Annotated in this window: 23 protein-coding genes and 1 pseudogene; 14 read left to right on the top strand and 10 right to left on the bottom strand. The window is 72.0% G+C overall.

Translation table 11 applies throughout. The features are described from left to right. Nucleotides 1-7: 7 nt before the first annotated feature. Genes IH61_RS0120770 through coxB form a run of 3 tightly spaced genes read right to left on the bottom strand, consistent with a single transcriptional unit; the run spans nt 8 to nt 3,050 of the window. Entirely contained in the window at nt 8-424 is a 417-nt protein-coding gene (locus IH61_RS0120770; protein WP_031071941.1) for a cytochrome c oxidase subunit 4, read from the bottom strand. Beyond that, nucleotides 424-2,199, bottom strand: a complete 1,776-nt coding sequence (ctaD, locus tag IH61_RS0120775; RefSeq protein ID WP_031071943.1) for a cytochrome c oxidase subunit I — start codon at nt 2,197-2,199, stop codon at nt 424-426. The genes IH61_RS0120770 and ctaD overlap by 1 nt, the downstream gene beginning before the upstream one ends. Next, nucleotides 2,196-3,050, bottom strand: a complete 855-nt coding sequence (gene coxB, locus IH61_RS0120780; protein ID WP_031071946.1) for a cytochrome c oxidase subunit II — start codon at nt 3,048-3,050, stop codon at nt 2,196-2,198. Before coxB ends, ctaD begins: the two co-directional genes overlap by 4 nt. A 363-nt stretch (nt 3,051-3,413) precedes the next feature. Here coxB and IH61_RS0120785 point away from each other — a divergent pair, with 363 nt between their 5' ends. Continuing rightward, nucleotides 3,414-4,940, top strand: coding sequence for a cysteine desulfurase/sulfurtransferase TusA family protein (locus tag IH61_RS0120785; RefSeq protein ID WP_420713987.1), 1,527 nt, complete (start codon nt 3,414-3,416; stop codon nt 4,938-4,940). Here the strand turns inward: IH61_RS0120785 and IH61_RS0120790 are convergent. After that, a complete protein-coding gene (locus tag IH61_RS0120790; protein ID WP_031071950.1) occupies nt 4,933-5,910 on the bottom strand; it encodes a carbohydrate kinase family protein in 978 nt (325 codons plus the stop codon). The genes IH61_RS0120785 and IH61_RS0120790 overlap by 8 nt on opposite strands. A 279-nt stretch (nt 5,911-6,189) precedes the next feature. Between IH61_RS0120790 and IH61_RS0120795 the strand changes: the two genes are divergently transcribed. Both IH61_RS0120795 and IH61_RS0120800 read left to right on the top strand, forming a co-directional pair. Next, nucleotides 6,190-6,399 (top strand): hypothetical protein, encoded by a 210-nt coding sequence (locus IH61_RS0120795; protein WP_031071952.1) that lies wholly within the window; start codon nt 6,190-6,192, stop codon nt 6,397-6,399. Nucleotides 6,400-6,516: 117 nt separating this feature from the next. Further along, nucleotides 6,517-7,173, top strand: coding sequence for a hypothetical protein (locus IH61_RS0120800; protein ID WP_031071954.1), 657 nt, complete (start codon nt 6,517-6,519; stop codon nt 7,171-7,173). Between the two features lie 66 nt (nt 7,174-7,239). Here IH61_RS0120800 and IH61_RS0120805 read toward each other — a convergent pair whose 3' ends face one another. Continuing rightward, nucleotides 7,240-7,593: an iron-sulfur cluster assembly accessory protein gene (locus IH61_RS0120805; protein ID WP_031071956.1), complete on the bottom strand. Its 354-nt coding sequence runs from the start codon at nt 7,591-7,593 to the stop codon at nt 7,240-7,242. 245 nt (nt 7,594-7,838) lie between these two features. Between IH61_RS0120805 and IH61_RS0120810 the strand changes: the two genes are divergently transcribed. Next, a complete protein-coding gene (locus IH61_RS0120810) occupies nt 7,839-8,699 on the top strand; it encodes a GNAT family N-acetyltransferase (protein ID WP_031071958.1) in 861 nt (286 codons plus the stop codon). A gap of 59 nt (nt 8,700-8,758) precedes the next feature. On the opposite strand, the gene IH61_RS0120815 is transcribed toward IH61_RS0120810, so the two are convergent. Then, on the bottom strand, nt 8,759-10,126 hold the full coding sequence (locus IH61_RS0120815) for a pyridoxal phosphate-dependent decarboxylase family protein (protein WP_234327269.1): 1,368 nt from the start codon (nt 10,124-10,126) through the stop codon (nt 8,759-8,761). Nucleotides 10,127-10,315: 189 nt separating this feature from the next. Continuing rightward, nucleotides 10,316-10,780: an Lrp/AsnC family transcriptional regulator gene (locus tag IH61_RS0120820; RefSeq protein WP_051837564.1), complete on the bottom strand. Its 465-nt coding sequence runs from the start codon at nt 10,778-10,780 to the stop codon at nt 10,316-10,318. 337 nt (nt 10,781-11,117) lie between these two features. Between IH61_RS0120820 and nadA the strand changes: the two genes are divergently transcribed. Further along, nucleotides 11,118-12,302 (top strand): quinolinate synthase NadA, encoded by a 1,185-nt coding sequence (nadA, locus tag IH61_RS0120825; RefSeq protein WP_031071965.1) that lies wholly within the window; start codon nt 11,118-11,120, stop codon nt 12,300-12,302. A gap of 105 nt (nt 12,303-12,407) precedes the next feature. On the opposite strand, the gene pspAA is transcribed toward nadA, so the two are convergent. After that, nucleotides 12,408-12,701 (bottom strand): PspA-associated protein PspAA, encoded by a 294-nt coding sequence (pspAA, locus tag IH61_RS0120830; protein ID WP_031071967.1) that lies wholly within the window; start codon nt 12,699-12,701, stop codon nt 12,408-12,410. Nucleotides 12,702-12,733: 32 nt separating this feature from the next. Then, nucleotides 12,734-13,546 carry a PspA/IM30 family protein gene (locus IH61_RS0120835; protein ID WP_078911275.1) on the bottom strand — a complete coding sequence of 271 codons (813 nt, stop codon included), beginning with the start codon at nt 13,544-13,546 and terminating at the stop codon, nt 12,734-12,736. A gap of 301 nt (nt 13,547-13,847) precedes the next feature. Between IH61_RS0120835 and IH61_RS0120840 the strand changes: the two genes are divergently transcribed. Together IH61_RS0120840 and IH61_RS0120845 are read left to right on the top strand one after the other, a co-directional pair. Beyond that, nucleotides 13,848-14,447 (top strand): DUF3043 domain-containing protein, encoded by a 600-nt coding sequence (locus tag IH61_RS0120840; RefSeq protein WP_031071970.1) that lies wholly within the window; start codon nt 13,848-13,850, stop codon nt 14,445-14,447. A 200-nt stretch (nt 14,448-14,647) separates the two neighbouring features. After that, nucleotides 14,648-15,388, top strand: coding sequence for a class I SAM-dependent methyltransferase (locus tag IH61_RS0120845; protein WP_199823357.1), 741 nt, complete (start codon nt 14,648-14,650; stop codon nt 15,386-15,388). 77 nt (nt 15,389-15,465) lie between these two features. Here IH61_RS0120845 and IH61_RS0120850 read toward each other — a convergent pair whose 3' ends face one another. Next, nucleotides 15,466-15,666 carry a hypothetical protein gene (locus IH61_RS0120850; RefSeq protein WP_031071974.1) on the bottom strand — a complete coding sequence of 67 codons (201 nt, stop codon included), beginning with the start codon at nt 15,664-15,666 and terminating at the stop codon, nt 15,466-15,468. A gap of 105 nt (nt 15,667-15,771) precedes the next feature. On the opposite strand from IH61_RS0120850, the pseudogene cobU reads away from it, so the two are divergent. The 7 genes and pseudogenes from cobU to IH61_RS0120885 form a co-directional block, all read left to right on the top strand. Further along, a pseudogene (cobU, locus tag IH61_RS0120855) lies at nt 15,772-16,347 on the top strand (bifunctional adenosylcobinamide kinase/adenosylcobinamide-phosphate guanylyltransferase); the annotation flags it as partial. Between the two features lie 28 nt (nt 16,348-16,375). Next, the gene (locus IH61_RS0120860; protein WP_031071977.1) at nt 16,376-17,500 is read left to right on the top strand and encodes a nicotinate-nucleotide--dimethylbenzimidazole phosphoribosyltransferase; all 1,125 of its coding nucleotides are present in this window, start codon (nt 16,376-16,378) and stop codon (nt 17,498-17,500) included. Between the two features lie 6 nt (nt 17,501-17,506). Beyond that, nucleotides 17,507-18,289: an adenosylcobinamide-GDP ribazoletransferase gene (locus IH61_RS0120865; RefSeq protein WP_031071979.1), complete on the top strand. Its 783-nt coding sequence runs from the start codon at nt 17,507-17,509 to the stop codon at nt 18,287-18,289. A 257-nt stretch (nt 18,290-18,546) separates the two neighbouring features. Continuing rightward, on the top strand, nt 18,547-20,049 hold the full coding sequence (locus IH61_RS0120870) for a leucyl aminopeptidase (RefSeq protein WP_031071980.1): 1,503 nt from the start codon (nt 18,547-18,549) through the stop codon (nt 20,047-20,049). Between the two features lie 393 nt (nt 20,050-20,442). Further along, complete coding sequence (gene lpdA, locus IH61_RS0120875; protein WP_078911276.1) at nt 20,443-21,849, top strand: dihydrolipoyl dehydrogenase; 1,407 nt, start codon at nt 20,443-20,445, stop codon at nt 21,847-21,849. Nucleotides 21,850-21,936: 87 nt separating this feature from the next. Continuing rightward, nucleotides 21,937-23,706, top strand: a complete 1,770-nt coding sequence (gene sucB / locus IH61_RS0120880) for a 2-oxoglutarate dehydrogenase, E2 component, dihydrolipoamide succinyltransferase (protein ID WP_031071983.1) — start codon at nt 21,937-21,939, stop codon at nt 23,704-23,706. 128 nt (nt 23,707-23,834) lie between these two features. Next, nucleotides 23,835-24,350, top strand: a complete 516-nt coding sequence (locus IH61_RS0120885) for a DUF4240 domain-containing protein (protein ID WP_031071986.1) — start codon at nt 23,835-23,837, stop codon at nt 24,348-24,350. Nucleotides 24,351-24,556: the final 206 nt, after the last annotated feature.

Genomic DNA, 24,556 nt, shown 5'->3' on the forward strand with positions numbered 1-24,556 from the left:
CCGGAACCTACTGGTTCTGGTTCTCGCCCCGGTAGAACTCGAAGACCCATCCGAAGATGCCGACCAGGATGATCGGGGCGGCCCAGAACATCAGCCACCAGCCGAAGATCACGCCCAGGAAGGCGAGGGCGCCACCGAGCGCCAGCGAGAGCGGCTGCCAGCTGTGCGGGGCGAAGAAGCCCAGCTCGCCGGAGTCGTCCGCGACCTCGGCCTCGGGGTTGTCACCCGCGCCGCTGTCCACCCGGCGGGCGGTGAAGGCGAGGTAGTACCCGATGAACGCGCACAGCGAGAACGCCAGGAACAGCGCGGTCGTACCGGCGGCCTCGATGCCGGTGTCGGAGTTGTTCGTCCACAGGCCGTACGTGATGGCCATGGCCAGGACGAAGACCGACAGGCCCAGGAAGATCTTTCCCTGTTCCTTCATCAGACGTCACCCTCCGTCTTGCCCTTGCCCAGCTTCGGGGCGTCGTACTTCGCGGGGGTCACACCGGCGAGGTGCTTGGCCGGCTCACCGTGGTTCTCCAGGTAGTCCAGCGCGGCGATCTCCGGGTGGTGGAGGTCGAAGGCCGGGGATTCGGAGCGGATGCGCGGCAGCGTGAGGAAGTTGTGCCGCGGCGGCGGGCAGGAGGTCGCCCACTCGAGCGAGCGGCCGAAGCCCCACGGGTCGTCGACCTCGACCTTCTCGCCGTACTTGGCGGTCTTCCACACGTTGTAGAGGAACGGGAGGATCGACAGGCCGAGCACGAAGGAGCCGATGGTCGAGACGGTGTTCAGCGTGGTGAAGCCGTCCGAGGCCAGGTAGTCGGCGTAGCGGCGGGGCATGCCCTCCGCGCCGAGCCAGTGCTGCACCAGGAAGGTGGCGTGGAAGCCGAAGAACAGCGTCCAGAAGGTGATCTTGCCGAGGCGCTCGTCCAGCATCTTGCCGGTCATCTTCGGCCACCAGAAGTGGAAGCCGGCGAACATCGCGAAGACGACGGTGCCGAAGACCACGTAGTGGAAGTGGGCGACGACGAAGTACGAGTCCGAGACGTGGAAGTCGATCGGCGGGGAGGCCAGCAGAACACCGGTCAGACCACCGAAGAGGAAGGTGACCAGGAAGCCGACCGTCCACAGCATCGGCGTCTCGAAGCTCAGTGAGCCCTTCCACATCGTGCCGACCCAGTTGAAGAACTTCACACCGGTCGGAACGGCGATCAGGAAGGTCATGAACGAGAAGAACGGCAGCAGCACCTGGCCGGTGACGTACATGTGGTGCGCCCACACCGTCACAGACAGACCGGCGATCGCGATGGTGGCCGCGATCAGGCCGGAGTAGCCGAACATCGGCTTGCGGCTGAAGACCGGGATGATCTCCGAGATGATGCCGAAGAACGGCAGCGCGATGATGTAGACCTCGGGGTGGCCGAAGAACCAGAAGAGGTGCTGCCACAGCATCGCCCCGCCGTTGGCCGGGTCGAAGACGTGGGCACCGAACTTGCGGTCGGCCTCGAGGGCGAACAGCGCGGCGGCCAGGACCGGGAAGGCCAGCAGGACCAGCACGGCGGTCAGCAGGGTGTTCCAGACGAAGATCGACATCCGGAACATCGTCATGCCGGGGGCGCGCATGCAGATGATCGTGGTGATGAAGTTGACCGCACCGAGGATCGTGCCGAAGCCCGAGAAGGCCAGACCCATGATCCACATGTCGCCGCCGATGCCGGGCGAGTGAACCGCGTCCGACAGCGGGGAGTAGGCGAACCAGCCGAAGTTGGCGGCGCCGTTCGGGGTCACGAAACCGGCGACGGCGATGATCGAGCCGAACAGGTACAGCCAGTACGCGAACATGTTCAGACGCGGGAAGGCCACGTCCGGGGCGCCGATCTGCAGCGGCATGATCCAGTTCGCGAAGCCCGCGAACAGCGGCGTCGCGAACATCAGCAGCATGATCGTGCCGTGCATCGTGAACGCCTGGTTGAACTGCTCGTTCGACAGGATCTGCGTCCCGGGGCGAGCGAGTTCGGCGCGCATGACCAGGGCGAGGATGCCGCCGATCAGGAAGAAGGCGAACGACGTGCCCAGGTACAGGGTGCCGATCGTCTTGTGGTCCGTGGTGGTGAGCCACTTGATGATGGTCGAACCCGGCTTCCGGGTCCGCTGCGCCCCGACCGTGACGGCCTCGGCGCCCCCGCCGGCCGCGGCGGGCTCGTTGAGGATGGTCACTTCTCTTCACTTCCCATGGTGATCAGGCCCGAGGGCACGGCACCGGCCTGGCCCTTGTCACGGAGATCGGCCAGGTGCTTGTCGTACTCGGCGCGGTCGACGACCTTGACGTTGAACAGCATGCGCGAGTGGTCCGTGCCGCACAGCTCGGCGCACTTGCCCATGTACTCGCCCTTGACGGTCGGGGTGACCTCGAACTTGTTCACCACGCCCGGGACGACGTCCATCTTCATCATGAAGTTGACGGGCCAGAAGTCGTGGATGACGTCACGCGAGGTGAGACGGAACTGCACCGTCTCGTTGACCGGCAGCCAGAGCGTCGGCACGTCCTTCGGAGTACCGACCTCGTACGCGGCGTTCTTGTTGGCCGGGTCGGGGGTCTCGGTGTTCTCGTAGTTGAACGCCCAGCTCCACTGGAAGCCGACCACGTTGACCATGTGCTGCGGCTTCTCGGAAACCTTGATCAGCTTCGACTCGTCGCGGGCGACGAAGTAGAAGAGCACCGAGACGATGATGATGGGGACCGCGGTGTAGAGCGCCTCGATGGGCACGTTGTACCGGGTCTGCGGGGGGACCTCCACGCCGGTGCGGCTGCGCCGGTGGAAGATCACGCTCCAGATGATCAGACCCCACATCAGTACGCCGACCACCAGCGCCGCGATCCAGGACCCCTGCCACATCTGGAGGACCATCGGCCCTTCCTTGGTGACGGGGCTCGGGAGGCCAAGCCTGGGGAGGTCGTTGGCCGAGCAGCCGGTGGCGGTAGCGATGACGAGGCCCAGTGCCAGCGCCTGAGGCAGCTTCCGCCGCATCGTGCGCCGCGGCGAGCGGTCGGAGCCGTTGGGACTCACGTAGCGCCTTCCCGAAGTCTCGCCCGCCTTCGCGTCGCCCCGAGAAAGGTGGTGAGCCTCCCCGGCGACCCGTCCACGGGCACGGTTTGAATGCTTATGCGGGCCAAACCCTACTCCAGCCTTATGCGCTCCTGACGGGCAGCCCCCGGTAACGCGCCGCCCGGTCGCCCGATCAGGCCCGGCAGGCACTGCACCGCAGGTCATCGTAGGCATTCGAGGTCCGTACGCCCGATCGGGGGATGAGCTCGGACAACGTGGGTGACGGCCCGTCGGAGGCGGACGAAGCGGACATTCGGGGTGATCGACTGACGGGTGGTGAGGTGGGGAATCCAGCCGTCCGGCCACCCGGGTGTGTCGTTAAATGTGACCGTGTACTTCGACGTGGCCTCGACGGCCCCTCTGCACCCCGTCGCCCGGCAGGCGCTGACCGCCGCCCTGGACGAGGGCTGGGCCGATCCGGCCCGGCTGTACCGCTCCGGCCGGCAGGCCCGGATGCTGCTCGACGCGGCCCGCGAGACCGTGGCCGCCGAGCTCGGCGCCCGGCCGGACGAGGTCTCCTTCACCGCCAGCGGCACCCAGGCCGTGCAGCTCGGCATGCTGGGCGCCCTCACCGGCAACCGGCGGCGCGGCTCCCACCTGGTGCACTCCGCCGTGGAGCACTCCAGCGTGCTGCACGTCGCCGAACGCCTGGAACTGGGCGGCGGCGAGATCACGGTGGCGCCGGTGGACCGCACCGGCCGGGTCGACCCGCAGGTGTTCGGCGCGCTGCTGCGCCCGGACACCGCGCTGGCCGCGCTGCAGAGCGCCAACCACGAGGTGGGCACGCTCCAGCCCGTCGCCGAGACGGCCGAACTGTGCGCGGAGGCCGGAGTCCCGCTGCTGGTGGACGCGGCGCAGAGCGCCGGACGGGTGGACGTCCCCGCCGGCTGGTCCCTGCTGACGGCGAGTGCGCACAAGTGGGGCGGCCCGCCCGGGGTCGGCGTGCTGGCGGTGCGCAAGGGCGTGCGCTACTCCTCGCCGCTGCCGGCCGACGAGCGCGAGGGCGGCCGGGTGCCCGGCTACGTCAACGTCCCCGCGATCGTGGCGGCCGCCGCCTCGCTGCGCGCCGTACGGGCCGAGGCCCGGCAGGAGAACGCGCGGCTGCACGCGCTGGTGGAGCGGATCAGGGCCCGGGTGCCGCAGCTGGTGCCCGAGGTCGAGGTGGTCGGCGACCCGGTGCGCCGGCTCCCCCACCTCGTCACCTTCTCCTGCCTGTACGTCGACGGGGAGGTGCTGCTCACCGAGCTGGACCGGGCGGGCTTCGCCGTCTCCTCCGGCTCCTCCTGCACCTCCTCCACGCTGACGCCCAGCCATGTGCTGGCGGCGATGGGGGTGCTCACCGAGGGGAACGTCCGGGTCTCGCTGCCCTACGGGACGGCCGAGGCGGACGTGGATCGCTTCCTGGCGGTGCTGCCGGAGCTGATCGCCGGGATCAGGGCACCCCTCGGGCTCAACCTCACTCAGCCGCAGGGGAGTTCGGGGTCGCTCCCGCCCCGGGCCGAAGGGCGCGCCGGTGCCGAAAGCGACGAGCGACAAGCGACCGACGAAGGAGGGAGTGCCGGAGCGAGGAGCGTCGGCGCCGGGTTCGAGCGCCCGGAGGCGAGCGGGCGAGTCACAGTCATCGACGCGCTGGGCAAGCGCTGCCCGCTGCCGGTGATCGAGCTGGCCAAGCGGATCGGCGAGGTGCCGCTGGGCGGCACGGTCGCCGTGCTGGCGGACGACGAGGCGGCGCGGCTGGACATCCCGGCCTGGTGCGAGATGCGCGACCAGGAGTACGCGGGCGAGGCCCCGGCCGCCGACTACGGCGGCGACCGGGGCTCGGCCTACCTCGTCGTGCGGCGCACTACTTGACCAGGCGGGCGCGGATCTCCGCGGTGGCCTCGGCGCCGTAGGCGGCCTCGAAGCGCTTGAGGAAGGCGGCCGGGCGCAGCTCGTACTCCTGGGTGCCGACGGTCTCGATCACCAGGGTGGCGAGCATGCAGCCGAGCTGGGCGGAGCGCTCCAGGTCGAGGTCCCAGGACAGGCCCGCCAGGAAGCCGGCGCGGAAGGCGTCGCCGACGCCGGTCGGGTCGACCTTGGCCTCCTCCTTGGCGCAGCCGACCAGGATCGGGGCCTCGCCCTTGCGCTCGATCCGCACGCCCTTGCTGCCCAGGGTGGTGATGCGGGTGCCGACGCGGGTGAGCACCTCCTCGGCGTCCCAGCCGGTCTTGGTCTCGATCAGCGCGGCCTCGTACTCGTTGGTGAACAGGTACGCGGCGCCGTCGACGATCTCGCGGATGTCGTCGCCCTCGAGGCGGGCCAGCTGCTGGGAGGGGTCGGCGGCGAAGGCGTAGCCGCGGGTGCGGCACTCCTGGGTGTGGCGGACCATGCCCTGCGGGTCGTCGGCGCCGATCAGGACGAGGTCGAGGGCCCCGACGCGGTCGGCGATCGGCTTGAGCTCGATGTTGCGGGCCTCGGCCATGGCACCGGTGTAGAACGAGGCGATCTGGTTGTGGTCCTCGTCCGTGGTGCACATGAAGCGGGCGGTGTGCCGCGTCTCGGAGATGTGGACGGAGTCGCAGTCGACGTTGTTGCGCTCCAGCCAGCTGCGGTACTCGGCGAAGTCCGCGCCGGCCGCGCCGACGAGGACGGGGCGCAGTCCGAGGACGCCCATGCCGAAGGCGATGTTGGGGGCGACGCCGCCACGGCGGATGTCGAGGGTGTCGACCAGGAAGGACAGCGACACGGTGTGCAGCTGTTCGGCGACGAGCTGGTCGGCGAAACGACCGGGGAACGTCATCAGGTGGTCGGTGGCGATCGAGCCGGCGACGGCGATACGCACGAATGGTCTCCTCAGTGTGGCGGCGGGGCCGGCGAGCAGGTGTGGTGAACCCGCCTACGGTACCCGGCGACACGCGGGCCCCAGCAAGAGTGCCGCGGATCGGCACCCTGCATGGACATGGTGACACCCTGCGCCGTCGAACGTGTACTACCTCCGGGTAGCACTGGTGGGCCGCACGGCCCCGGCCTAGGGTCGGCCCCAGGGAGCCCCGCCGATCCCGGCGGGCCCCGTCGTCGGCCGTGGCAATGAGGCCACGGCCCTGGATCGGAGCGATGCCCGATGGTCACCCACCCCTCCTCCCCGCCCGTAGTGCGCGCCGACGCGGACGAGACCCTCGACGCCCTGGTGAACTCCTCCCGGCGGCTGCGGCGCTTCTGGCCGCTGCCGACCGCGGCCGACCCGCAGCCCGCCGCCCCGGCGCCGGCCGGGGTCCGGGTGCCGTCGGGCGCGCAGCGCGTGGTGGCGGGGATGGCCGAGTACGGCCTGTAGGACCGACCCCCGTCTGTCGGCCGGTCCAGAACCGGGAACCGGATTCGCCCGGTTCACGTCAGATCCGCGCGGAGCGGCCGAGGAGCGGCGCCGCTGAGCCCTCGGGAGGTTGTACAGATGGATCTGGAGACGATGCCCCGGCGCCGTCGCCGGGCGGTGGCCCTGGCCGGTGTGGCGCTGGCGGCGGTGATGGCGGTGGCCGGGTGCGACGACGGCGGCAAGAGCGCCTCGGACGCGGCGGCGAGCGGGACTCCTAGCGCCTCGGCGTCCGCGTCGGCCTCGGGGACCCCTTCCCCCACCGACTCGTCCTCGGCGGCCGCGCCGAGTGCCCCGGGGCAGCCACCGACGGCCGTCACCCCCACCCCGGCCTCCCCCGCGCCCGGGCGGCCGTCAACGCCGGGCACCCCGCCGCCGAACGGCATCGCCCCCGGCGAGCCCAACCCGGCCGGAACCTCCCGCCCGGCGATCGCCTACCGCCTGGACGGCACCAGCCACCTGACCGTCTACTTCTACGGCGGGGTCTGCACCACGTACTCGGTGAAGGCGGACGAGTCCACCCAGGGCAGGGTCGAGGTGATGGTGATCCCGGGCCGGCCCGTCACCCAGCCCGGGCAGGTGTGCACCGCGCTGGCCAAGCGGCAGTCGGTGGCCGTCGACCTGCGCTCCCCGCTGGCCGGGCGGACGGTGATCGACAAGGAGAGCGGCCAGGACGTGCCGCTGCAGGGCGACGCGCACGCCGGGCCGGACCCGGTGACGCCGGACGGCGCCCAGTAGGACCTGGGAAACGGCGGCGGCCCCGGGGTGATCCCCGGGGCCGCCGCCGTCGTTCGCGCGTCAGGCTTAGCTGAACGAGTCGCCGCAGGCGCAGGAGCCGGTGGCGTTCGGGTTGTCGATCGTGAAGCCCTGCTTCTCGATGGTGTCGACGAAGTCGACGGTGGCGCCGCCCAGGTACGGGGCGCTCATGCGGTCGGTGACGACCTTGACGCCGCCGAAGTCCTTGAGCACGTCGCCGTCGAGCGAGCGCTCGTCGAAGAACAGCTGGTAACGCAGGCCCGAGCAGCCACCGGGCTGGACGGCAACGCGGAGCGCCAAGTCGTCGCGGCCTTCCTGCTCCAGCAGGGCCTTGACCTTGGCCGCGGCGGCCTCGGTGAGGAGGATGCCACTCTCTACGGTGGTCTCGTCCTGGACGGTCATCTGCTTTCTCCCGGTCTTGACGACGGTCTGCCGCCAGTGTCAACCACCGGCCGTCCGGTTTCATTTCCCGGACGGCGGATGTTTTCGGCGCCCTGTCGGCGGTGGTCTTCCGTGGGCCGGGTGTGTCACCCGGGTCCCCATACGCTCCCCATGCTCGCACAACCCGGGAGGCCCGGTCACCGCCGAGGAGCCCGATCCCGGCGAACGGGCCCCGCGGCGGCGGCCCGGGTACGAGGATGGTGGCCATGATCCTTCGCCAGGTCAGGGACACCGCCGAGGACGCGGAGACCGTCCAGGAGCTGTCCTTCGCCGCCTTCGCCGAGCCGTCCGCCGACGCGGCCCCGCCCCGGGCGACGCCCCTGCAGCTGGCCAGGACCAGACACCTGGCGCGCACCGATCCCGGGGGCTGCTGGCTGGCCTCGGTCGACGGGGAGGCGGTCGGGGTGGTGCTGTCGCTGCGCCGGGAGGGGCTCTGGATGCCCTCGCTGTTCGCGGTGCGGCCCTCCGCGCGGGGCCAGGGCGTCGGGCGGCTGCTGCTGGAGCAGGCGGGCGGGTACGCCCGGGGCTGCCTGCGCGGGATGGTCTGCGCCTCCTCCTCGGCCGCGGCGGCCCGGCGCTACCGGCTGGCGGGGTTCACCCTGCACCCGGCGATGCGGATGACGGGGAAGGTGGACCGGGAGGGGCTGGTCGATCCCGGGGACATCCCGGTGCACCGGGGCAACGCCACCCACCGGCACCTGCTGGACTCGGTGGACCGGCGGCTGCGCGGCTCGGCCCACGGGGAGGACCACGAGCTGATGCTCGGGCACTTCGAGGAGCTGCTGATCGCGGACTCGCTGGCCGGCAGCGGCTACTGCTACCGGGACGGCGGCACGATCCGGCTGCTGGCGGCCACCTCCAAGCGGATCGCCGCCCGGCTGCTGCGCGAGGCGCTGGCCCGGGTGCCGGACGGGGTGGAGGCGCGGGTGGAGTACCTGACCGCCGAGCAGGAGTGGGCGCTGGACGTGGGGCTGGAGGTCGGGCTGGCACCGCAGACCAGCGGGTTCGTCGGACTGCGCGGGATGCGGCCGCCGACGCCGTACCTGCCGAGCGGGGCGTTCCTGTGACTACGCCCGTAGTGCCACTACTGCAGTAGTGGCACTACGGGCGTAGTACCGCCTCGGGATCAGGCCATGGTGTCGAGGATCTCGCGGACCATGTCCATCGTGGTGCCCGGGTGCAGGAAGGCGAAGCGGGCGACGGTCTCGCCGTCCCAGCCGGTGGGGGTGACGAAGCCGATCTGGTCGGCGAGCAGCTGCTGCGACCAGCGGTAGTAGTCGTCGTTGGTCCAGCCCCGGCGCTTGAAGCAGACGGCCGAGAGCTGCGGGTCGAACAGCAGCTCCAGGTGCTCGGTGTCACGGATGAGCTGCGCGGTCTCCCGGGCGAGCGTGAGGCCGGCCTCGATGGCGTCGGTGTACGCCTGGACGCCGTGGACGGCGAGGGAGAACCACAGCGGCAGGCCCCGGGCGCGGCGGGTGAGGTGGTAGGCGTAGTCGGTGGGGTTCCACTCGTCGCCCTCGGTGTGCAGGACGTCCAGGTAGGAGGCGTCCTGGGTGTGCACGGCGCGGGCGAGCTGCGGGTTGCGGTAGATCAGCGCGGCGCAGTCGAAGGGCGCGAAGAGCCACTTGTGCGGGTCGACGACGAAGGAGTCGGCGTGCTCGATGCCGTTGTAGCGCTCGCGCACGGAGGGGGCGAACAGGCCCGCGCCGCCGTAGGCGCCGTCCACGTGGAACCAGAGGTCGTGCTCGCGGGCGACCTCGGCCAGGCCCGCGAGGTCGTCGACGATGCCCTCGTTGGTGGTGCCCGCCGTGCCGACCACGGCGATGACCGTCTCCGGGTTGGGGTCGGCGGCCAGGGCCGCGCGCAGGGCCTCGCCGGTGAAGCGGCGGTTCACGGTCGGGACCTTGAACGCCTCGACGCCGATGATGTTGAAGGTGTTCTTGACCGAGGAGTGCACCTGGTCGGCGACGGCTATCCGCAGCCGGGCCTCCGGCCCGACGTTGAACTTGCGGCGGGCGGTGTCGCGGGCGACGACCAGGGCGGAGAGGTTGCCCGCCGAGCCGCCGGAGACGAAGCAGCCGCCGGCCGTCTCGGGCATGCCCGCCCGGTCGGCGATCAGGCGCAGCACCTGGTTCTCGGCGGCGATGGCGCCGGCGGCCTCCAGCCAGGAGATGCCCTGGAGGGAGGCGCAGGAGACGACCATGTCGAACAGCAGCGCGGCCTTGGTGGGGGCGCACGGGATGAAGGACAGGTAGCGCGGGCTGTCGGCGGAGATGACGGCGCGGGAGAGCTCGTGGTCGTAGAGCTTGAGCACGTCGGCGGGGTTGTTGCCGTCCTGGTTGAGCAGGCCGGACAGCTGGGTGCGCAGGTGCTCGCCGTCGCCGGGGTGGTCGAGCGGGACGGGGTCGTACTGCAGCCGCTCCCGCATGTAGTCGAAGACCAGGTCGACCAGGTCGTTGTCGGGCCGGTGCATGCGGTCGGGTGCTGCGGACACGGCGGTCCCTCTCGGCGATGGGGGTGAAGGGGGCCGTCCGGTTTCGGCGGGACGCTTCACCGCGTGGACCGGACCTGATCAGCGTAGGCAGCGGTGGGGCTTCCCCGCGCGTCGGAACGCGGCTGGTCAGGCAGCTTTCGGGCGTCTTCGGGGCGCCCGGCGCACGAATCCTGCGCAAGGGTGTTCGAGTCAGCCGATGAGCTGGGAGAGGACGACGGAGGAGCGGCTGCGCTGGACGCCGGGCTCGCGGCGGATGCGCTCGATGACGGCCTCGAGGTGGCGCATGTCGGCGGCGCGCAGGTGGACCAGGGCGTCCGGGTCGCCGGTGACCGTCCAGGCGGCGACGACCTCCGGGAACTGGCGCAGGCTGGCGAGGATCTCCTCGGGGGCGGTGCGCTCGCGGCAGTAGACCTCGACGAAGGCTTCGGTCTGCCAGCCGAGCACGCCCGGGTCGAGCACCACGGTGAAGCCGCGCACCACGCCCCGGGCCCGCAGCCGGTCGATCCGGCGGCGCACGGCGGTGGCGGAGAGGTTCACCTGCAGGCCGATCTCGGCGTACGAGGCGCGGCCGTCGGCGCCGAGCCGGGCGAGGAGGAGCCGGTCGGTCTCGTCCAGATCGGCCCCGGTCACCTCGTGCGCTCGGCTGCTGGTCATCGGTGCGGGCTCCACGGGGCGTACGAGCGCCGGCGGGGCGCCATTGCCCTGCCGACACATGCTGAAACGGTTCGCCACCCATTCTGGCCGATGCCAGGTGCGACTTCACCGCCGGCAGATGACGGGAAGGGAGCGTCCTTCGAAATATCGATCCAGCCGCAGCGAAACCCCCGGGATTCCGGGCCCCGGGCCGTGCGGGCACGCCATTGCGTCGAGCGGTTCTCGTCACATCGACGGGATGGCCATCGTCACTCTGACGCTAACCGGTTAGAATAGATAGCGTCAGTTAGACGAGAAGGCCCACCGCTCCATCGGCCGCACAGAAGGGCACCCGCCCGTGACCACCACCATCACCGAGACCCACGGCGTCGACCCCACTCCGACGCCGCTCGCTCTGCTGCTGCTCGGCCGTGAGGCCGACCCGAACAGCGAGCGCGGCGTCGACTGCCCCGGTGACCTCCCCCCGGCCTCGGACCCGAACCTCGTCGAGCGCGCCCGGGCCGCGAAGGCCGCCCTCGGCGACCGCGTCTTCATCCTCGGCCACCACTACCAGCGCGACGAGGTCATCGAGTTCGCCGACGTCACCGGCGACTCCTTCAAGCTCGCCCGCGACGCCGCGGCCCGCCCCGAGGCCGAGTACATCGTCTTCTGCGGCGTGCACTTCATGGCCGAGTCGGCGGACATCCTCACCGGCGAGAAGCAGCAGGTCGTCCTGCCCGACCTCGCCGCGGGCTGCTCCATGGCCGACATGGCCACCGCCGAGCAGGTCGCCGAGTGCTGGGACGTGCTGACCGACGCCGGCATAGCCGACGTGACCGTCCCCGTCTCGTACATGAACTCCTCCGCCGACATCAAGGCTTTCACCGGCCGGCACGGCGGCACCATCTGCACCTCCTCCAACGCCCAGCGCGCCCTGGAGTGGGCGTTCGAGCAGGGACAGAAGGTGCTCTTCCTGCCCGACCAGCACCTCGGCCGCAACACCGCCGTGCGCGACCTGGGCCTCTCCCTGGACGACTGCGTCCTCTACAACCCGCACAAGCCGAACGGCGGGCTCACCGTCGAGCAGCTGCGCGACGCCAAGATGATCCTCTGGCGCGGCCACTGCTCGGTGCACGGCCGCTTCAGCCTGGACTCGGTGGCCGACGTGCGCGAGCGCATCCCCGGCGTCACCGTCCTGGTGCACCCCGAGTGCAAGCACGAGGTCGTCGCGGCCGCCGACATGGTCGGCTCGACGGAGTACATCATCAAGGCGCTGGACGCCGCCGAGCCTGGCTCCAAGTGGGCCATCGGCACCGAGCTGAACCTGGTCCGCCGCCTGGCCAAGGCGCACCCGGACAAGGAGATCGTCTTCCTCGACCGCACGGTCTGCTTCTGCTCGACCATGAACCGCATCGACCTGCCGCACCTGGTCTGGGCGCTGGAGTCCCTGGTCGAGGGCCGGGTGCCGAACGTGATCACCGTCGACCCGGAGACCGAGAAGTACGCCAAGGCGGCGCTGGACCGGATGCTCGCCCTGCCGTAGCCGTCCGGAGCCCCCGGGCTCCCGGCCGGCGGGCAACAGCCGAAGGGCGGGCCCCTCCGATCGGAGGGGGCCCGCCCTTTCGTCTGGCAGCGTCCGCAGGAGGTGCTAGTCCGGGAAGCCCGGGATCACGCCCTCGCCGTCGGCCATCAGCAGCTCGCGGACCTCTTCGATGGTCGCGTCCGCGCTCGGCAGGATCAGCTCGGACGGCTCCAGCGAATCCAGCGGCACCGGGGTGCCGTACTGCTTCACCGCGTCGAGCAGCTTGCCGTAAGCCTGGCGGAACAGCGCCTCGTCACCCGACTCGACAGCGGTGACGAGGTCGGAGTCGAGCTGGTTGAGCAGGTTCAGGTGGTCCTCCCCCACCACGAACTGCCCTTCACCCATGACCCTCATGATCATGCCGTGCATCTCCCTGGTCCGTGGGGTCGGGCTCAGCCCTTGTTGTAGTTGATGCGCGGGGTGTCCTGCGGGTGCGCGTCCTGCGGCGCCTGCTGCGGCTTGCCCTGCTCGATGGCGGCCGGCCCGGAGGGGGACCCGCCGGACAGCTCGGCCTTCATCCGGGCCAGCTCCAGCTCGACGTCGGACCCGCCGGCGACGCGCTCCAGCTCGGCCTCGATGTCGTCCTTGCGGCCGAGACCGCTCGCGTCGTCGAGCGCGCCGGAGGCCAGCAGCTCGTCGATCGCGCCCGCCCGGGCCTGCATCTGGGCGGTCTTGTCCTCGGCCCGCTGGATCGCCAGGCCCACGTCGCCCATCTCCTCGGAGATGCCGGAGAAGGACTCCGCGATGCGGGTCTGCGCCTGGGCGGCGGTGTAGGTCGCCTTGATGGTCTCCTTCTTGGTGCGGAAGGCGTCCACCTTGGCCTGCAGCCGCTGGGAGGCCAGCGTGAGCTTCTCCTCCTCGGCCTGCAACTGCTGGTACTGCGTCTCCAGGTCGTTGATCTGGGACTGCATGTTGGCCTTGCGGGTCAGCGCCTCACGGGCCAGGTCCTCCCGGCCGAGGGAGAGCGCCTTGCGGCCCTGGTCCTCGTACTTCGCCGACTGCTGCTGGAGCTGGGTCAGCTGCAACTCCAGGCGCTTGCGCGACGTCGCGACGTCCGCGACACCACGCCGTACCTTCTGCAGCAGCTCGAGCTGCTTCTGGTAGGAGTAGTCGAGCGTCTCACGCGGGTCTTCCGCCCGGTCCAAGGCTTTGTTCGCCTTGGAGCGGAAGATCAGCCCCATACGCTTCATGATTCCGTCGCTCATGGGCCTCGGGTGCCCCCTTCTCCGGCCTGCGGTCTCAAATCTCGTTACCAGACACGACGAGTGTATGTGCAGCGAGCCGTCCGCCGCAGTGCACCTGCCTGCAACAAGACTGCTACAGCGACCAGCGGCATTGCCTCATCCCCCGGGTGGATCTGCCGCTCGTCCCTCCCATCCTCCATCCGACTGATCCCCTACGGGAAGGACCCCGGAAACCCCCACACGGCGGGTGACCGGCCGATCGATATGCGTTTGGGTCCGATCGGACCGGTGGAAGCACCGCCGCACCCCGTACGCTGGTGGTGTGTTCCGACGCCGTTCAGATGATGCCGCCGCCTCCTCCTCCGTACTGGAGAAGCAGGACGAGACGCCCCAGGCCCGCCACCCCGAGGCCAAGAAGGGCCGCCCCACCCCCAAGCGCAGCGAGGCCGAGGCCACGCGGCGCACCCGGGTGACGGTCCCCAAGGACCGCAAGGAGGCCAGCCGCCAGGCGCGTGACCGGATGCGCACCGAGCGCGAGAAGGAGCGCCAGGCGCTGCTCAACGGCGACGAGCGCCACCTGCCCGTCCGCGACAAGGGCCCGGTGCGCAAGTTCGCCCGCGACTTCGTGGACGCCCGCTGGTCGCTCGCCGAGTTCTTCCTCCCGGCCGCCGTGGTCATCCTGGTGCTGAGCATCGTCAAGGTCGGCGCGATCCAGCAGCTCTCCACGCTGCTGTTCCTGCTGTTCTTCGTCTTCGTGATCCTGGACTTCTTCCGGCTCGGCTTCGGCCTGCGCAAGCAGCTGGCCGCCCGCTTCCCCGGTGAGAACACCCGCGGCGCCGTCGCCTACGGCATCATGCGCACCCTGCAGATGCGCCGGCTGCGCCTGCCCAAGCCGCAGGTGCGGCGCGGGGAGAAGCCCTGACCGCCGAACCGGTGGACTCCGGCTGGGCCCCGCCTTCCTGGGAGGGGCCCGGCCTCTACGCACTTCCTGGACAGGGGGGCGCACTTCCCGGCCAGGGGGGCGCACTTCCCGGACAGGGCGGTGGCGGCCACGACCGGCTCGCCCAGGAGCGGCGGCTGCCCTCCCGCAGCGGCTCCTTCGCCGGAGGCACCGGCGCCTGGCTGGAGCGGCTCGGGGGCCTGCGCAACTTCGTCCGGCAGGAGCTCGTCACCCGTCAGCTCGCCGAGCAGCTGAACGGCCGGCACGCGCAGCGCGTCCTGGACATCGGCTGCGGCCAGGGCACCCAGGCCCTGCGGCTGGCCCGGGCCGGGCACTACGTCACCGGCATCGACTCCGACCCCGTCGCGCTCGGCGTCGCCCAGGGGGCGCTCGCCGAGGAGCCGCCGGAGGTCCGCGGCCGGCTCCAGCTGCTCAGCGGGGACGGCCACCAGTGCGGGCGCTGGTTCGGCCCGCGCAGCTTCGACGTGGTGCTCTGCCACGGCGTCCTGATGTACCTGCCCGACCCGGACCCGATGATCGCCTCGCTGGCCCGGCTGCTGGCGCCCGGCGGACTGCTCTCGCTCCTGGTGCGCAACCGCGACGCGCTGGCGCTGCGGCCCGCCGCCGCCGGGGACTGGCGGGCCGCCCTGCACGCCTTCGAGAGCGACCGGTACTACAACCGGCTCGGGCTGGCGGCCCGCGCCGACCGGCTCTCCGACCTCACCGTCACCCTGTCCGAGGTGTCCGTGCCGCTGCGGCACTGGTACGGCGTGCGCGTCTTCACCGACAACGCCCCCGACGACGCCGCGCCGCCGGTGGACGGGCGGCAGCTGGCCCAGCTCCTCGAGGCCGAGGACCGGGCCGCCCGCACCGACCCGTACCGGCGGGTCGCGGCGCTGCTGCACGTCATCGGGGCCAAGTAGCCGCTGCCCGCCCGCTCGCCTCCGAGCCGAAGGGGCGAAGGGGCGAAGGGGCGAAGGAACGAAGGGGGCGAGACGGCTCAGCTCTCGTGCAGGCTCATCGAGTAGATGACCCTGTCGTCCTCGAGCAGCACCGCGTTGTCCACGCCGTCCTCGGCGAGCTGCTTCCAGGTCTCGCCGATCCACGTCTCGGCGTCGCCCTGGCCCGCGAACTCCTCCTGGCCGCCGGCCGGCGTCACCACACTGCCGTCCGTCTTCTCGTACCGCCACGTCCAGACCATGCCCGGCTCCTCCCGCCGCTCGTGTGCTGCGCACCCTAGCCTGCCCGGCCCGATCTCCCGTATGCCTGATCGGGGCCATCGGGCAGGATGGGCGCCATGGCGACCCTCCTCCCCCGCACGCTGCTGCTCGGCGGCGCGCGCTCCGGCAAGTCCACCCGCGCCGAGCAGCTGCTCGCCGACCGCGGCGACGTCCTGTACGTGGCCACCGGCGGCACCCGGGACGGGGACGCCGAGTGGGCCCAGCGGGTCGCGCTGCACCGGGAGCGGCGGCCCGCGAGCTGGCGCACCGCCGAGACCTGCGAGCTGGAGGCCGTCCTCGCCGACACCGCGGACCCGGCGCCGGTGCTGGTCGACTGCCTGGCGCTGTGGCTGACCGCCGTCATGGACGAGTGCGACGCCTGGGACGACGAAGCCTGGGCGGCCGGCGGCGAGGCCGCGGTGCAGCGGCGCTGCGAGGCGCTGGCCGACGCCTGGGCGGGCACCGGGCGCACCGTCGTCGCGGTGAGCAACGAGGTCGGCATGGGCGTCGTCCCCGCCACCGCCGCGGGCCGCCGCTTCCGGGACACCCTGGGCCGGCTCAACATGGCGGTGGCGGACGCCTCGGACCGGGTGCTGCTGGTGGTGGCCGGGCAGGTGCTGACCGTCAAGGACGCCGGGTGTCCTGCGCCCACGCTTGTGTGACCATCGGCTGCGTGTAGCCTTCGGCTCGATGGACACGACCGTGGATCTCGATATGTTCTCCTCGCTCGTCGAGCGCCCCGACGAGAGCGCCCGGCGGGCTGCCGAGGAACGCTGGCAGGCGGCCGACCGGCCGCGCGGCGGGCTCGGGAAGCTGGAGGAGCTGGGCAGCTGGCTGTCGTCCGTGCAGGGGCTCTCCCCGGTGCGACCGGTCACCGCCCCGAAGGTGCTGCTCTTCGCCGGCGACCACGGCGTCGCCTCGCTCGGGGTCTCCCGGCTGCCCGCCGAGGGCGGCACCGCGGCCCGGGTGCGGGCGGTGCTGGACGGCAGCGCGCCGGTCGCCCGCCTGGCCTCGCGCTACGGCGCCGAGGTGCGGGTCGTCGACGTCGCGGTGGACGCCGACCCGGCCGACTTCCCGGACGAGGTGGTCGCCCACCGCGTCCGGCGCGGTTCGGGTCGCATCGACCTCGAGGACGCGCTCACCCCGGAGGAGACCGCCCGGGCCTTCCGGGCCGGCATGGCCGTCGCCGACGAGGAGGCCGACGCCGGCACCGACCTGGTGCTGCTCGGCGACCTCGGGGTCGGCTCCACCACCGTGGCCGGCGTGCTGATCGGCGCGCTGTGCGGGACGGACGCGGCCGCGGTGTGCGGGCGCGGCTCCGGCATCGACGACCGCGTGTGGATGGTCAAGTGCGCCACCATCCGGGACTCGCTGCGCCGGGCCCGCCCGGTGCTCGGCGACCAGTTGGCGCTGCTCGGCGCCACCGGCGGCGCCGACTTCGCCGCGATCACCGGCTTCCTGCTCCAGGCCGCCGTCCGGCGGCTGCCCGTGGTGCTCGACGGTGTGGTCTCCGCGGCCTGCGCCCTGGTCGCCCAGCGGATCGCCTTCCGGGCGCCGGAGTGGTGGCGGGCCGGGCAGGCCAACGGCGAGCCCGCGCAGGCGAAGGCGTACGACCGGCTCACCCTGACGCCCGTGCAGGACCAGGGCATCACCATGGGCGAGGGCGTCGGCGCGCTGCTGGCGCTGCCGCTGCTCCAGGCCGCCGGCGACACCCTCGCGGAGGAGGCGCCGGAGCCGTACGTGCCGCAGGCGCCCCGCGAGCCGAAGCCGCAGCCGAAGCTGCCCTCGGCGGCGGACCTGCTGCGCCGGCTGTAGCTCCGGATGCGCGAACGGGCCACGTGGGCCGAGGGGTTGAGGTTCGCGTTCGGGACGCTGTCGGTGCTGCGGGTGCGCGTGGAGCGCTGGGACCGGGCGGCGGGGGCGCGGGCGATGGCGGCGGCCCCCGTGGTGGGGCTGGTGCTGGGCGCGACGGCCGCCGGGGCCGGCGCCCTGGTGGCCTGGCGGGCCGGCGGGCTGCTGGGGGCGGTGGCCTCCGTCGGGGTGCTGGCCGCGCTGACCCGGGGGCTGCACCTGGACGGCCTGGCGGACGTGGCGGACGGGCTGGGCAGCGGCAAGCCCGCCGAGGACGCGCTGCGGATCATGAAGCAGTCCGACATCGGCCCGTTCGGGGTGCTGACCCTCGTTCTGGTGCTGCTGGCCCAGGTGGCCGCGCTGGCCGGGCAGTTCGGGCACTCGCCGCTGCGCGGCGCGCTCGCCGTGCTCGCCTCGGCGACGGCCGCGCGGTGCGCGCTCGCCTGGGGGTGCCTGCGCTCGGTGCCGGCCGCCCGGCCCGGCGGTCTCGGGGCGATGGTCGCGAGCACCGTCTCCCCCGCCGGGGCGGCAGTCTCGACGGGATCCGCGGCGCTCGCCCTGGCACTGCTCGGACTGTTCGACGGGACGTCAGCCCTGCGTCTCCCGCTGGCCGTTGTGCTCGGCGTCGCCTGCGCCCGTCCCCTGCTCAGCCGGTGTGTGGGCCGCTTCGGCGGGATCACCGGGGACGTGCTCGGCGCGACGGCCGAAACCGCCGCCACCGGCGCGTTGTTCGCCCTGGCGTTGCTCGGCTGACACCGGGCGGCGCGTGATCCCACCATGCGGACTACCATGCGGGGAGCACCGCAGCCCTGCACCGTGGCAGGTCCTGCCCGCCCGGCGCGTACCGAGGAGCCGGGGCCTCCGGTGTGCGCGGCCGCGACGACGGCTGCGCGTGCCAGGGGGCCCGGACCAGGCGACGTGTCGGCGGACCGGCCTGCCACGGCGGGCTGCGCCGGTGCGGCAGCCTCGCCGCGACCGGCCGTGGACCGCGAAAGAACAGGACGCATTACGTGACTGCATTGTCTGTGAGCACCTCCTCCGCCGCCTCGCTGCGCGCGGACGCGCTGGTGGTCGGTGTCGCGAAGGGCCCCAAGGGCATCGTGCCGGCCCCCGGCTCCGAGACCGTGAACGAGGCGTTCGAGGGCAAGCTGGCCGAGGTCCTCACCACCCTGGGCGCCACCGGCGCCGAGGGCGAGGCCGTCAAGGTGCCCGCCCCCGCCGGCCTCAAGGCCGCGCTCGTGCTCGCGGTCGGCCTCGGCGAGGCCGCCGAGGGCGGTTACGCGCTGGAGACGCTGCGCCGCGCCGCCGGTGTCGCCGCCCGTACCCTGGCCGGCACCAAGAAGGCCGCGCTGGCCCTGCCGGCCGAGTCCGCCGAGGAGGTCGAGGCCGTCGCACTGGGCGGTCTGCTCGGTGCGTACGCCTTCGGTGCCTACAAGGGCGAGGGCGGCAAGGAGCCGGTCGGCGAGCTGATCCTGCTGGCCCCCCGCAAGGGCAGCAAGGACGCCAAGGCTTCCGCGGAGCGCGCCACCGCGATCGCGGAGGAGATGAACCGCGCCCGCGACCTGGTCAACACCGCGCCGAACGACCTGAACCCGAAGGGCTTCGCCGCGATCGCGCAGGCCGCCGGCAAGGACCACGGCCTCAAGGTCGAGGTGCTGGACGAGAAGGCGCTGGCCAAGGGCGGCTTCGGCGGCCTGCTGGGTGTCGGCAACGGCTCGGCCAACCCGCCCCGCCTGGTGAAGGTGGCCTACACCCACCCGAAGGCCAAGGCCACCCTCGCCTTCATCGGCAAGGGCATCACCTACGACTCGGGCGGCATCTCGCTGAAGCCGGCCGGCCACAACGAGACCATGAAGTGCGACATGGCCGGCGCCGCCGCCGTGTTCGCCGCCGTGGTGGCCGCCAAGCGCCTGGGCCTGGCCGTCAACGTCACCGCCTGGCTGGCGCTGGCCGAGAACATGCCCTCGGGCTCGGCCACCCGCCCCGGCGACGTGCTGCGGATGTACGGCGGCAAGACCGTCGAGGTCCTGAACACCGACGCCGAGGGCCGCCTGGTGCTGGCCGACGCGATCGTGCGCGCCGGCGAGGAGCAGCCGGACGTCATCGTCGACGTGGCGACCCTGACCGGCGCCATGGTGCTGGCCCTGGGCAACCGCACCTTCGGTGTGATGTCCAACAACGAGGAGCTGCGGGAGAACCTGCACACCCTCGCGGGCGAGGTCGGCGAGCAGTCCTGGCCGATGCCGCTGCCGGCCGAGCTCAAGAAGGGCATGACCGAGTCGACCATCGCCGACCTCGCCAACATGGGCGAGCGGATGGGCGGCGGCCTGGTGGCCGGTCTGTTCCTGAAGGAGTTCGTGGCCGAGGGCATCGACTGGGCGCACCTGGACATCGCCGGCCCGGCGTTCCACGAGAGCGCCCCGTTCGGCTACACCCCCAAGGGCGGCACCGCGAGCGCGGTGCGCACCCTGGTCGCCTTCGCCGAGCAGACGGCCGCCAACGGCAAGGGCTGATCCGGCAGTCGCCTCGTGACGGGGCCCGGCGCATCGTGCGCCGGGCCCCGTTTCGCGTTCCGTCGCACCGTCCCGGGGTTACCTGCGAGTAGTACCGGGACGCGACCCGCACCTCTGTTCGCTGCGGGCGAAACTTTGTTCCACAGTGCGGAAGAGGCGGCGGCGCGACCCCCGGAAGACGCCCGTCCGGCGGCTGTCAAGGCCGCCTTGAGCTGCGATGATGCCCTTCCGGCGGGGGTGTTCCCGCCCCGGCGACCACTCTGCGGGGCGCCCGTGGGGCGGGCCCCGACATCAGCCACCGCGAACAAGTGCGAAGATGTATTTCCGGCACGACTGGGCGCCCCACAAAGGCTTCCGACCCACCGGACCGCGACCGGCCCGGCGACCCACCCCATGCATGGAGGACGTGACGTGGCGAACGACGCCAGCACCGTTTTCGACGTAGTCATTCTCGGAGGCGGAAGCGGCGGTTACGCCGCGGCGCTCCGCGGCGCTCAGCTGGGTCTGAGCGTCGCCCTGATCGAGAAGGGTGAGCTGGGCGGCACCTGCCTGCACCGCGGCTGCATCCCGACCAAGGCGCTCCTGCACGCCGCGGAGATCGCGGACGAGACGAAGGAGGCCGCCGAGTTCGGCGTCCTGGCCACCTTCCAGGGCATCGACATCAACGGCGTCCACAAGTACAAGGACGACGTCATCGCGGGCCTGTACAAGGGCCTCCAGGGCCTGGTGGCGTCCCGCAAGGTCACCTTCATCCAGGGTGAGGGCAAGCTCTCCTCGCAGACCTCGGTCGACGTCAACGGCCAGCGCATCGAAGGCCGCCACATCATCCTGGCCACCGGCTCGGTGCCGCGCTCGATCCCGGGCCTGGAGATCGACGGCAACCGCGTGATCTCCTCGGACCACGCCCTCAAGCTCGACCGCATCCCGAAGTCGGCCGTGATCCTGGGCGGCGGCGTCATCGGCGTCGAGTTCGCCTCGGTCTGGAAGTCCTTCGGCGTCGAGGTCACCATCGTCGAGGGGCTGCCGCACCTCGTCCCGCTGGAGGACGAGAACTCCTCCAAGCTGCTGGAGCGCGCCTTCCGCAAGCGCGGCATCAAGTTCGAGCTCAAGGCCCGCTTCTCGGGCGTGGAGTACACCGAGACCGGTGTGCGCGTCTCCACCGAGAACGGCAAGCAGATCGAGGCCGACCTGCTGCTCGTCGCCATCGGCCGCGGCCCGGTCTCGGCCGGCCTCGGCTACGAGGAGAACGGCGTCGCGATGGACCGCGGCTACGTGCTGGTCGACGAGTACATGCGCACCAACGTGCCCACCATCTCGGCCGTCGGCGACCTCGCCCCGACCCTCCAGCTGGCCCACGTCGGCTTCGCCGAGGGCATCCTCGTCGCCGAGCGCCTGGCCGGCCTCAAGCCGGTGCCGATCGACTACGACGGCGTCCCGCGCGTGACCTACTCCAACCCCGAGGTGGCCTCCGTCGGCATCTCCGAGGCCAAGGCCGTCGAGCTGTACGGCAAGGAGAAGGTCGTCACCCTGAAGTACAACCTGGCCGGCAACGGCAAGAGCAAGATCCTGAAGACCGCCGGCGAGATCAAGCTCGTCCAGGTCAAGGACGGCGCCGTGGTCGGCGTCCACATGGTCGGCGCCCGCATGGGCGAGCAGGTCGGCGAAGCCCAGCTGATCTACAACTGGGAGGCCCTGCCGGCCGAGGTCGCGCAGCTCATCCACGCGCACCCGACCCAGTCCGAGGCCCTGGGCGAGGCGCACCTGGCGCTGGCCGGCAAGCCGCTGCACGCGCACGACTGATCGCGGCCACCACCCCCGTTTTCCGGTACTTCCGAGTGCTTCCCGAGTACTTCCCGTACGCAAGACTTGATAGGAGTCGCTGAAACCATGGCGGTCTCAGTAACACTGCCCGCGCTGGGCGAGAGCGTTTCCGAGGGCACGGTCACCCGCTGGCTCAAGGCCGAGGGCGAGCGCGTCGAGGTCGACGAGCCGCTGCTCGAGGTCTCGACCGACAAGGTCGACACCGAGATCCCGGCGCCGGCCTCCGGCATCCTGGCCTTCATCAAGGTCGCCGAGGACGAGACCGTCGAGGTGGGCGCCGAGCTGGCGATCATCCACGACGGCACCGAGGCCGCCGCGGCCGCCCCGGCTCCGGTCGCCGAGGCCGCGCCGGTCGCCGCCCCGGCCCCGGTGGCCGCTCCGGCTCCGGTCGCCGCTCCGGTCGCCGAGGCCCCGGTCGCCGCGCCGGCTCCGGCCGCCGCCGCGCCGGCCGCCGACGCCACCCCGGTCCTGCTGCCCGCGCTGGGCGAGTCGGTCACCGAGGGCACCGTCACCCGCTGGCTGAAGGCCGAGGGTGAGACCGTCGAGGTCGACGAGCCGCTGCTCGAGGTCTCCACGGACAAGGTCGACACCGAGATCCCGTCGCCGGTCGCCGGCACGCTGGTGAAGATCCTGGTCGGCGAGGACGAGACCGCCGAGGTCGGCGCCCAGCTCGCGCTGATCGGTGCCGCCGGTGCCGTCGCCGCCGCTCCGGCCCCCGTGGCCGCCCCGGCTCCGGTCGCTGCCCCGGCTCCGGTCGCCGCTCCGGCTCCGGTGGCCCCGGCCGCCCCGGTCGCCACTCCGGCTCCGGCCGCCGCTGCTCCGGTTGCTGCTCCGGCCCCGGTCGCCACCCCGGCTCCGGCCGCTGCCCCGGCTCCCGTCGCCGCCGCTCCGGCCGCCCCGGTGGCCGACGCCGGTGACGCCTACGTCACCCCGCTGGTGCGCAAGCTCGCCGCCGAGCACGGCGTGGAGCTCTCCTCCGTCGCCGGCACCGGCGTCGGCGGCCGCATCCGCAAGCAGGACGTCATCGCCGCCGCGGAGGCCGCCAAGGCCGCCCCGGCCCCGGTCGCCGCCGCTCCGGCCGCTGCCGCGCCGAAGGCCGCCGCCGCCCCGTCCGCCCTGCGCGGTCAGACGGTCAAGATGACCCGCATGCGCAAGGTCATCGGCGACAACATGCTGAAGGCCCTGCACGAGCAGGCCCAGCTGACCAGCGTGGTCGAGGTGGACGTCACCAAGATCATGTCGCTGCGCGGCAAGGCCAAGGACTCCTTCCTCGCCCGCGAGGGCGTCAAGCTGTCCCCGATGCCGTTCTTCGTGAAGGCCGCCGCCCAGGCGCTGAAGGCCCACGCGGTCATCAACGCCCGGATCAACGAGGCCGAGGGCACCATCACCTACTTCGACACCGAGAACATCGGTATCGCGGTGGACTCGGAGAAGGGTCTGATGACCCCGGTCATCAAGGGTGCGGGCGACCTCAACATCGCCGGCATCTCGAAGAAGACCGCCGAGCTGGCCCAGAAGGTCCGCGGCAACAAGATCACCCCGGACGAGCTGTCCGGCGCGACCTTCACCATCAGCAACACCGGCTCGCGCGGTGCGCTGTTCGACACCGTGATCGTGCCGCCGAACCAGGTCGCCATCCTGGGCATCGGCGCCACCGTCAAGCGCCCGGTGGTCATCGAGGCCGACGGCGGCACCGCCATCGGCATCCGCGACATGACCTACCTGTCGCTCTCCTACGACCACCGCCTGGTGGACGGCGCCGACGCCGCCCGCTACCTGGTCGCGGTCAAGGAGATCCTGGAGGCCGGCGAGTTCGAGGTCGAGCTCGGTCTGTAAGGCGGATCGACTGCTGTGCGGAACCCCGTGTCGTCTCCGGACGGCACGGGGTTCCGCCGTCATAGCGGCCGCGCCGTGCCGGGTCGCGGCATGCGCGCGGACGCCCGAACGGGGATGCTGGAGCGGTGATGGACGAGACGGACTTCTGGCAGATCATCGACGAGACCGGGGACGCCGCCGACGGCGATCCCGACGAGCAGGCCGACCTCCTGGTGGAACGGCTGGTGCAGCTCACCCCGGACGACGTGATCGACTTCGCCCGGCTGTTCGAGGCGCGCTTCCAGCGCGCCTACCGCCACGACCTCTGGGGCGCCGCCTACCTGCTGCTCGACGGCGCCTCCGACGACACCTTCGACTACTTCCGCTGCTGGCTCATCGGCCAGGGCCGCGAGGTGTTCGAGGGCGCCGTGGCCGAGCCGGACGACCTGGCGGACCTGCTCCCGGAGTTCGACGAGGAGGAGGACGGCGAGGCCGAGGACCTCGGCTACGCCGCCGACGAGGCGTACGAGCGGCTCACGGGCCTGCCGCTGCCCGAGGTGGGCGGCCGCCAGCCGGCCCAGCCGTCCGGGACGCCGCTGGACTTCGACGACCCGGACGTGATGGCCAAGCGCTTCCCCAAGCTGTGGGAGCGCTACGGGGACTAGGCCGTGTCTTTCGGATCACGCCAGGCGGTCGCCGCCGGGGCACGCACCTCGACGGCTTCTCGTCGGTCACCAATGTCCCCCAGCCTGGCGGCTGGGAGGTGCCCCCACCGCAGTGGCTCCCTCCTCGGCACCGCCGATGCACGCACCCATGGGGGCACCTCCCGGCCGAAGGCTGGGGGAGCCGCCCACTGATCCGACGTGATCCG

This window comes from Streptomyces sp. NRRL WC-3742, from assembly GCF_000720635.1.
Classification (GTDB): domain Bacteria; phylum Actinomycetota; class Actinomycetes; order Streptomycetales; family Streptomycetaceae; genus Kitasatospora.

Coding starts and splice junctions, on each gene's coding strand:
- IH61_RS0120770 (WP_031071941.1), bottom strand. CDS start 424: ATGAAGGAACAGGGAAAGATCTTCCTGGGCCTGTCGGTCTTCGTCCTG.
- IH61_RS0120795 (WP_031071952.1), top strand. CDS start 6,190: ATGGTCACCCACCCCTCCTCCCCGCCCGTAGTGCGCGCCGACGCGGAC.
- IH61_RS0120800 (WP_031071954.1), top strand. CDS start 6,517: ATGGATCTGGAGACGATGCCCCGGCGCCGTCGCCGGGCGGTGGCCCTG.
- IH61_RS0120805 (WP_031071956.1), bottom strand. CDS start 7,593: ATGACCGTCCAGGACGAGACCACCGTAGAGAGTGGCATCCTCCTCACC.
- IH61_RS0120810 (WP_031071958.1), top strand. CDS start 7,839: ATGATCCTTCGCCAGGTCAGGGACACCGCCGAGGACGCGGAGACCGTC.
- IH61_RS0120820 (WP_051837564.1), bottom strand. CDS start 10,780: ATGACCAGCAGCCGAGCGCACGAGGTGACCGGGGCCGATCTGGACGAG.
- pspAA (WP_031071967.1), bottom strand. CDS start 12,701: ATGATCATGAGGGTCATGGGTGAAGGGCAGTTCGTGGTGGGGGAGGAC.
- IH61_RS0120835 (WP_078911275.1), bottom strand. CDS start 13,546: ATGAGCGACGGAATCATGAAGCGTATGGGGCTGATCTTCCGCTCCAAG.
- IH61_RS0120850 (WP_031071974.1), bottom strand. CDS start 15,666: ATGGTCTGGACGTGGCGGTACGAGAAGACGGACGGCAGTGTGGTGACG.
- IH61_RS0120860 (WP_031071977.1), top strand. CDS start 16,376: ATGGACACGACCGTGGATCTCGATATGTTCTCCTCGCTCGTCGAGCGC.
- IH61_RS0120865 (WP_031071979.1), top strand. CDS start 17,507: ATGCGCGAACGGGCCACGTGGGCCGAGGGGTTGAGGTTCGCGTTCGGG.
- lpdA (WP_078911276.1), top strand. CDS start 20,443: ATGCATGGAGGACGTGACGTGGCGAACGACGCCAGCACCGTTTTCGAC.
- sucB (WP_031071983.1), top strand. CDS start 21,937: ATGGCGGTCTCAGTAACACTGCCCGCGCTGGGCGAGAGCGTTTCCGAG.
- IH61_RS0120885 (WP_031071986.1), top strand. CDS start 23,835: ATGGACGAGACGGACTTCTGGCAGATCATCGACGAGACCGGGGACGCC.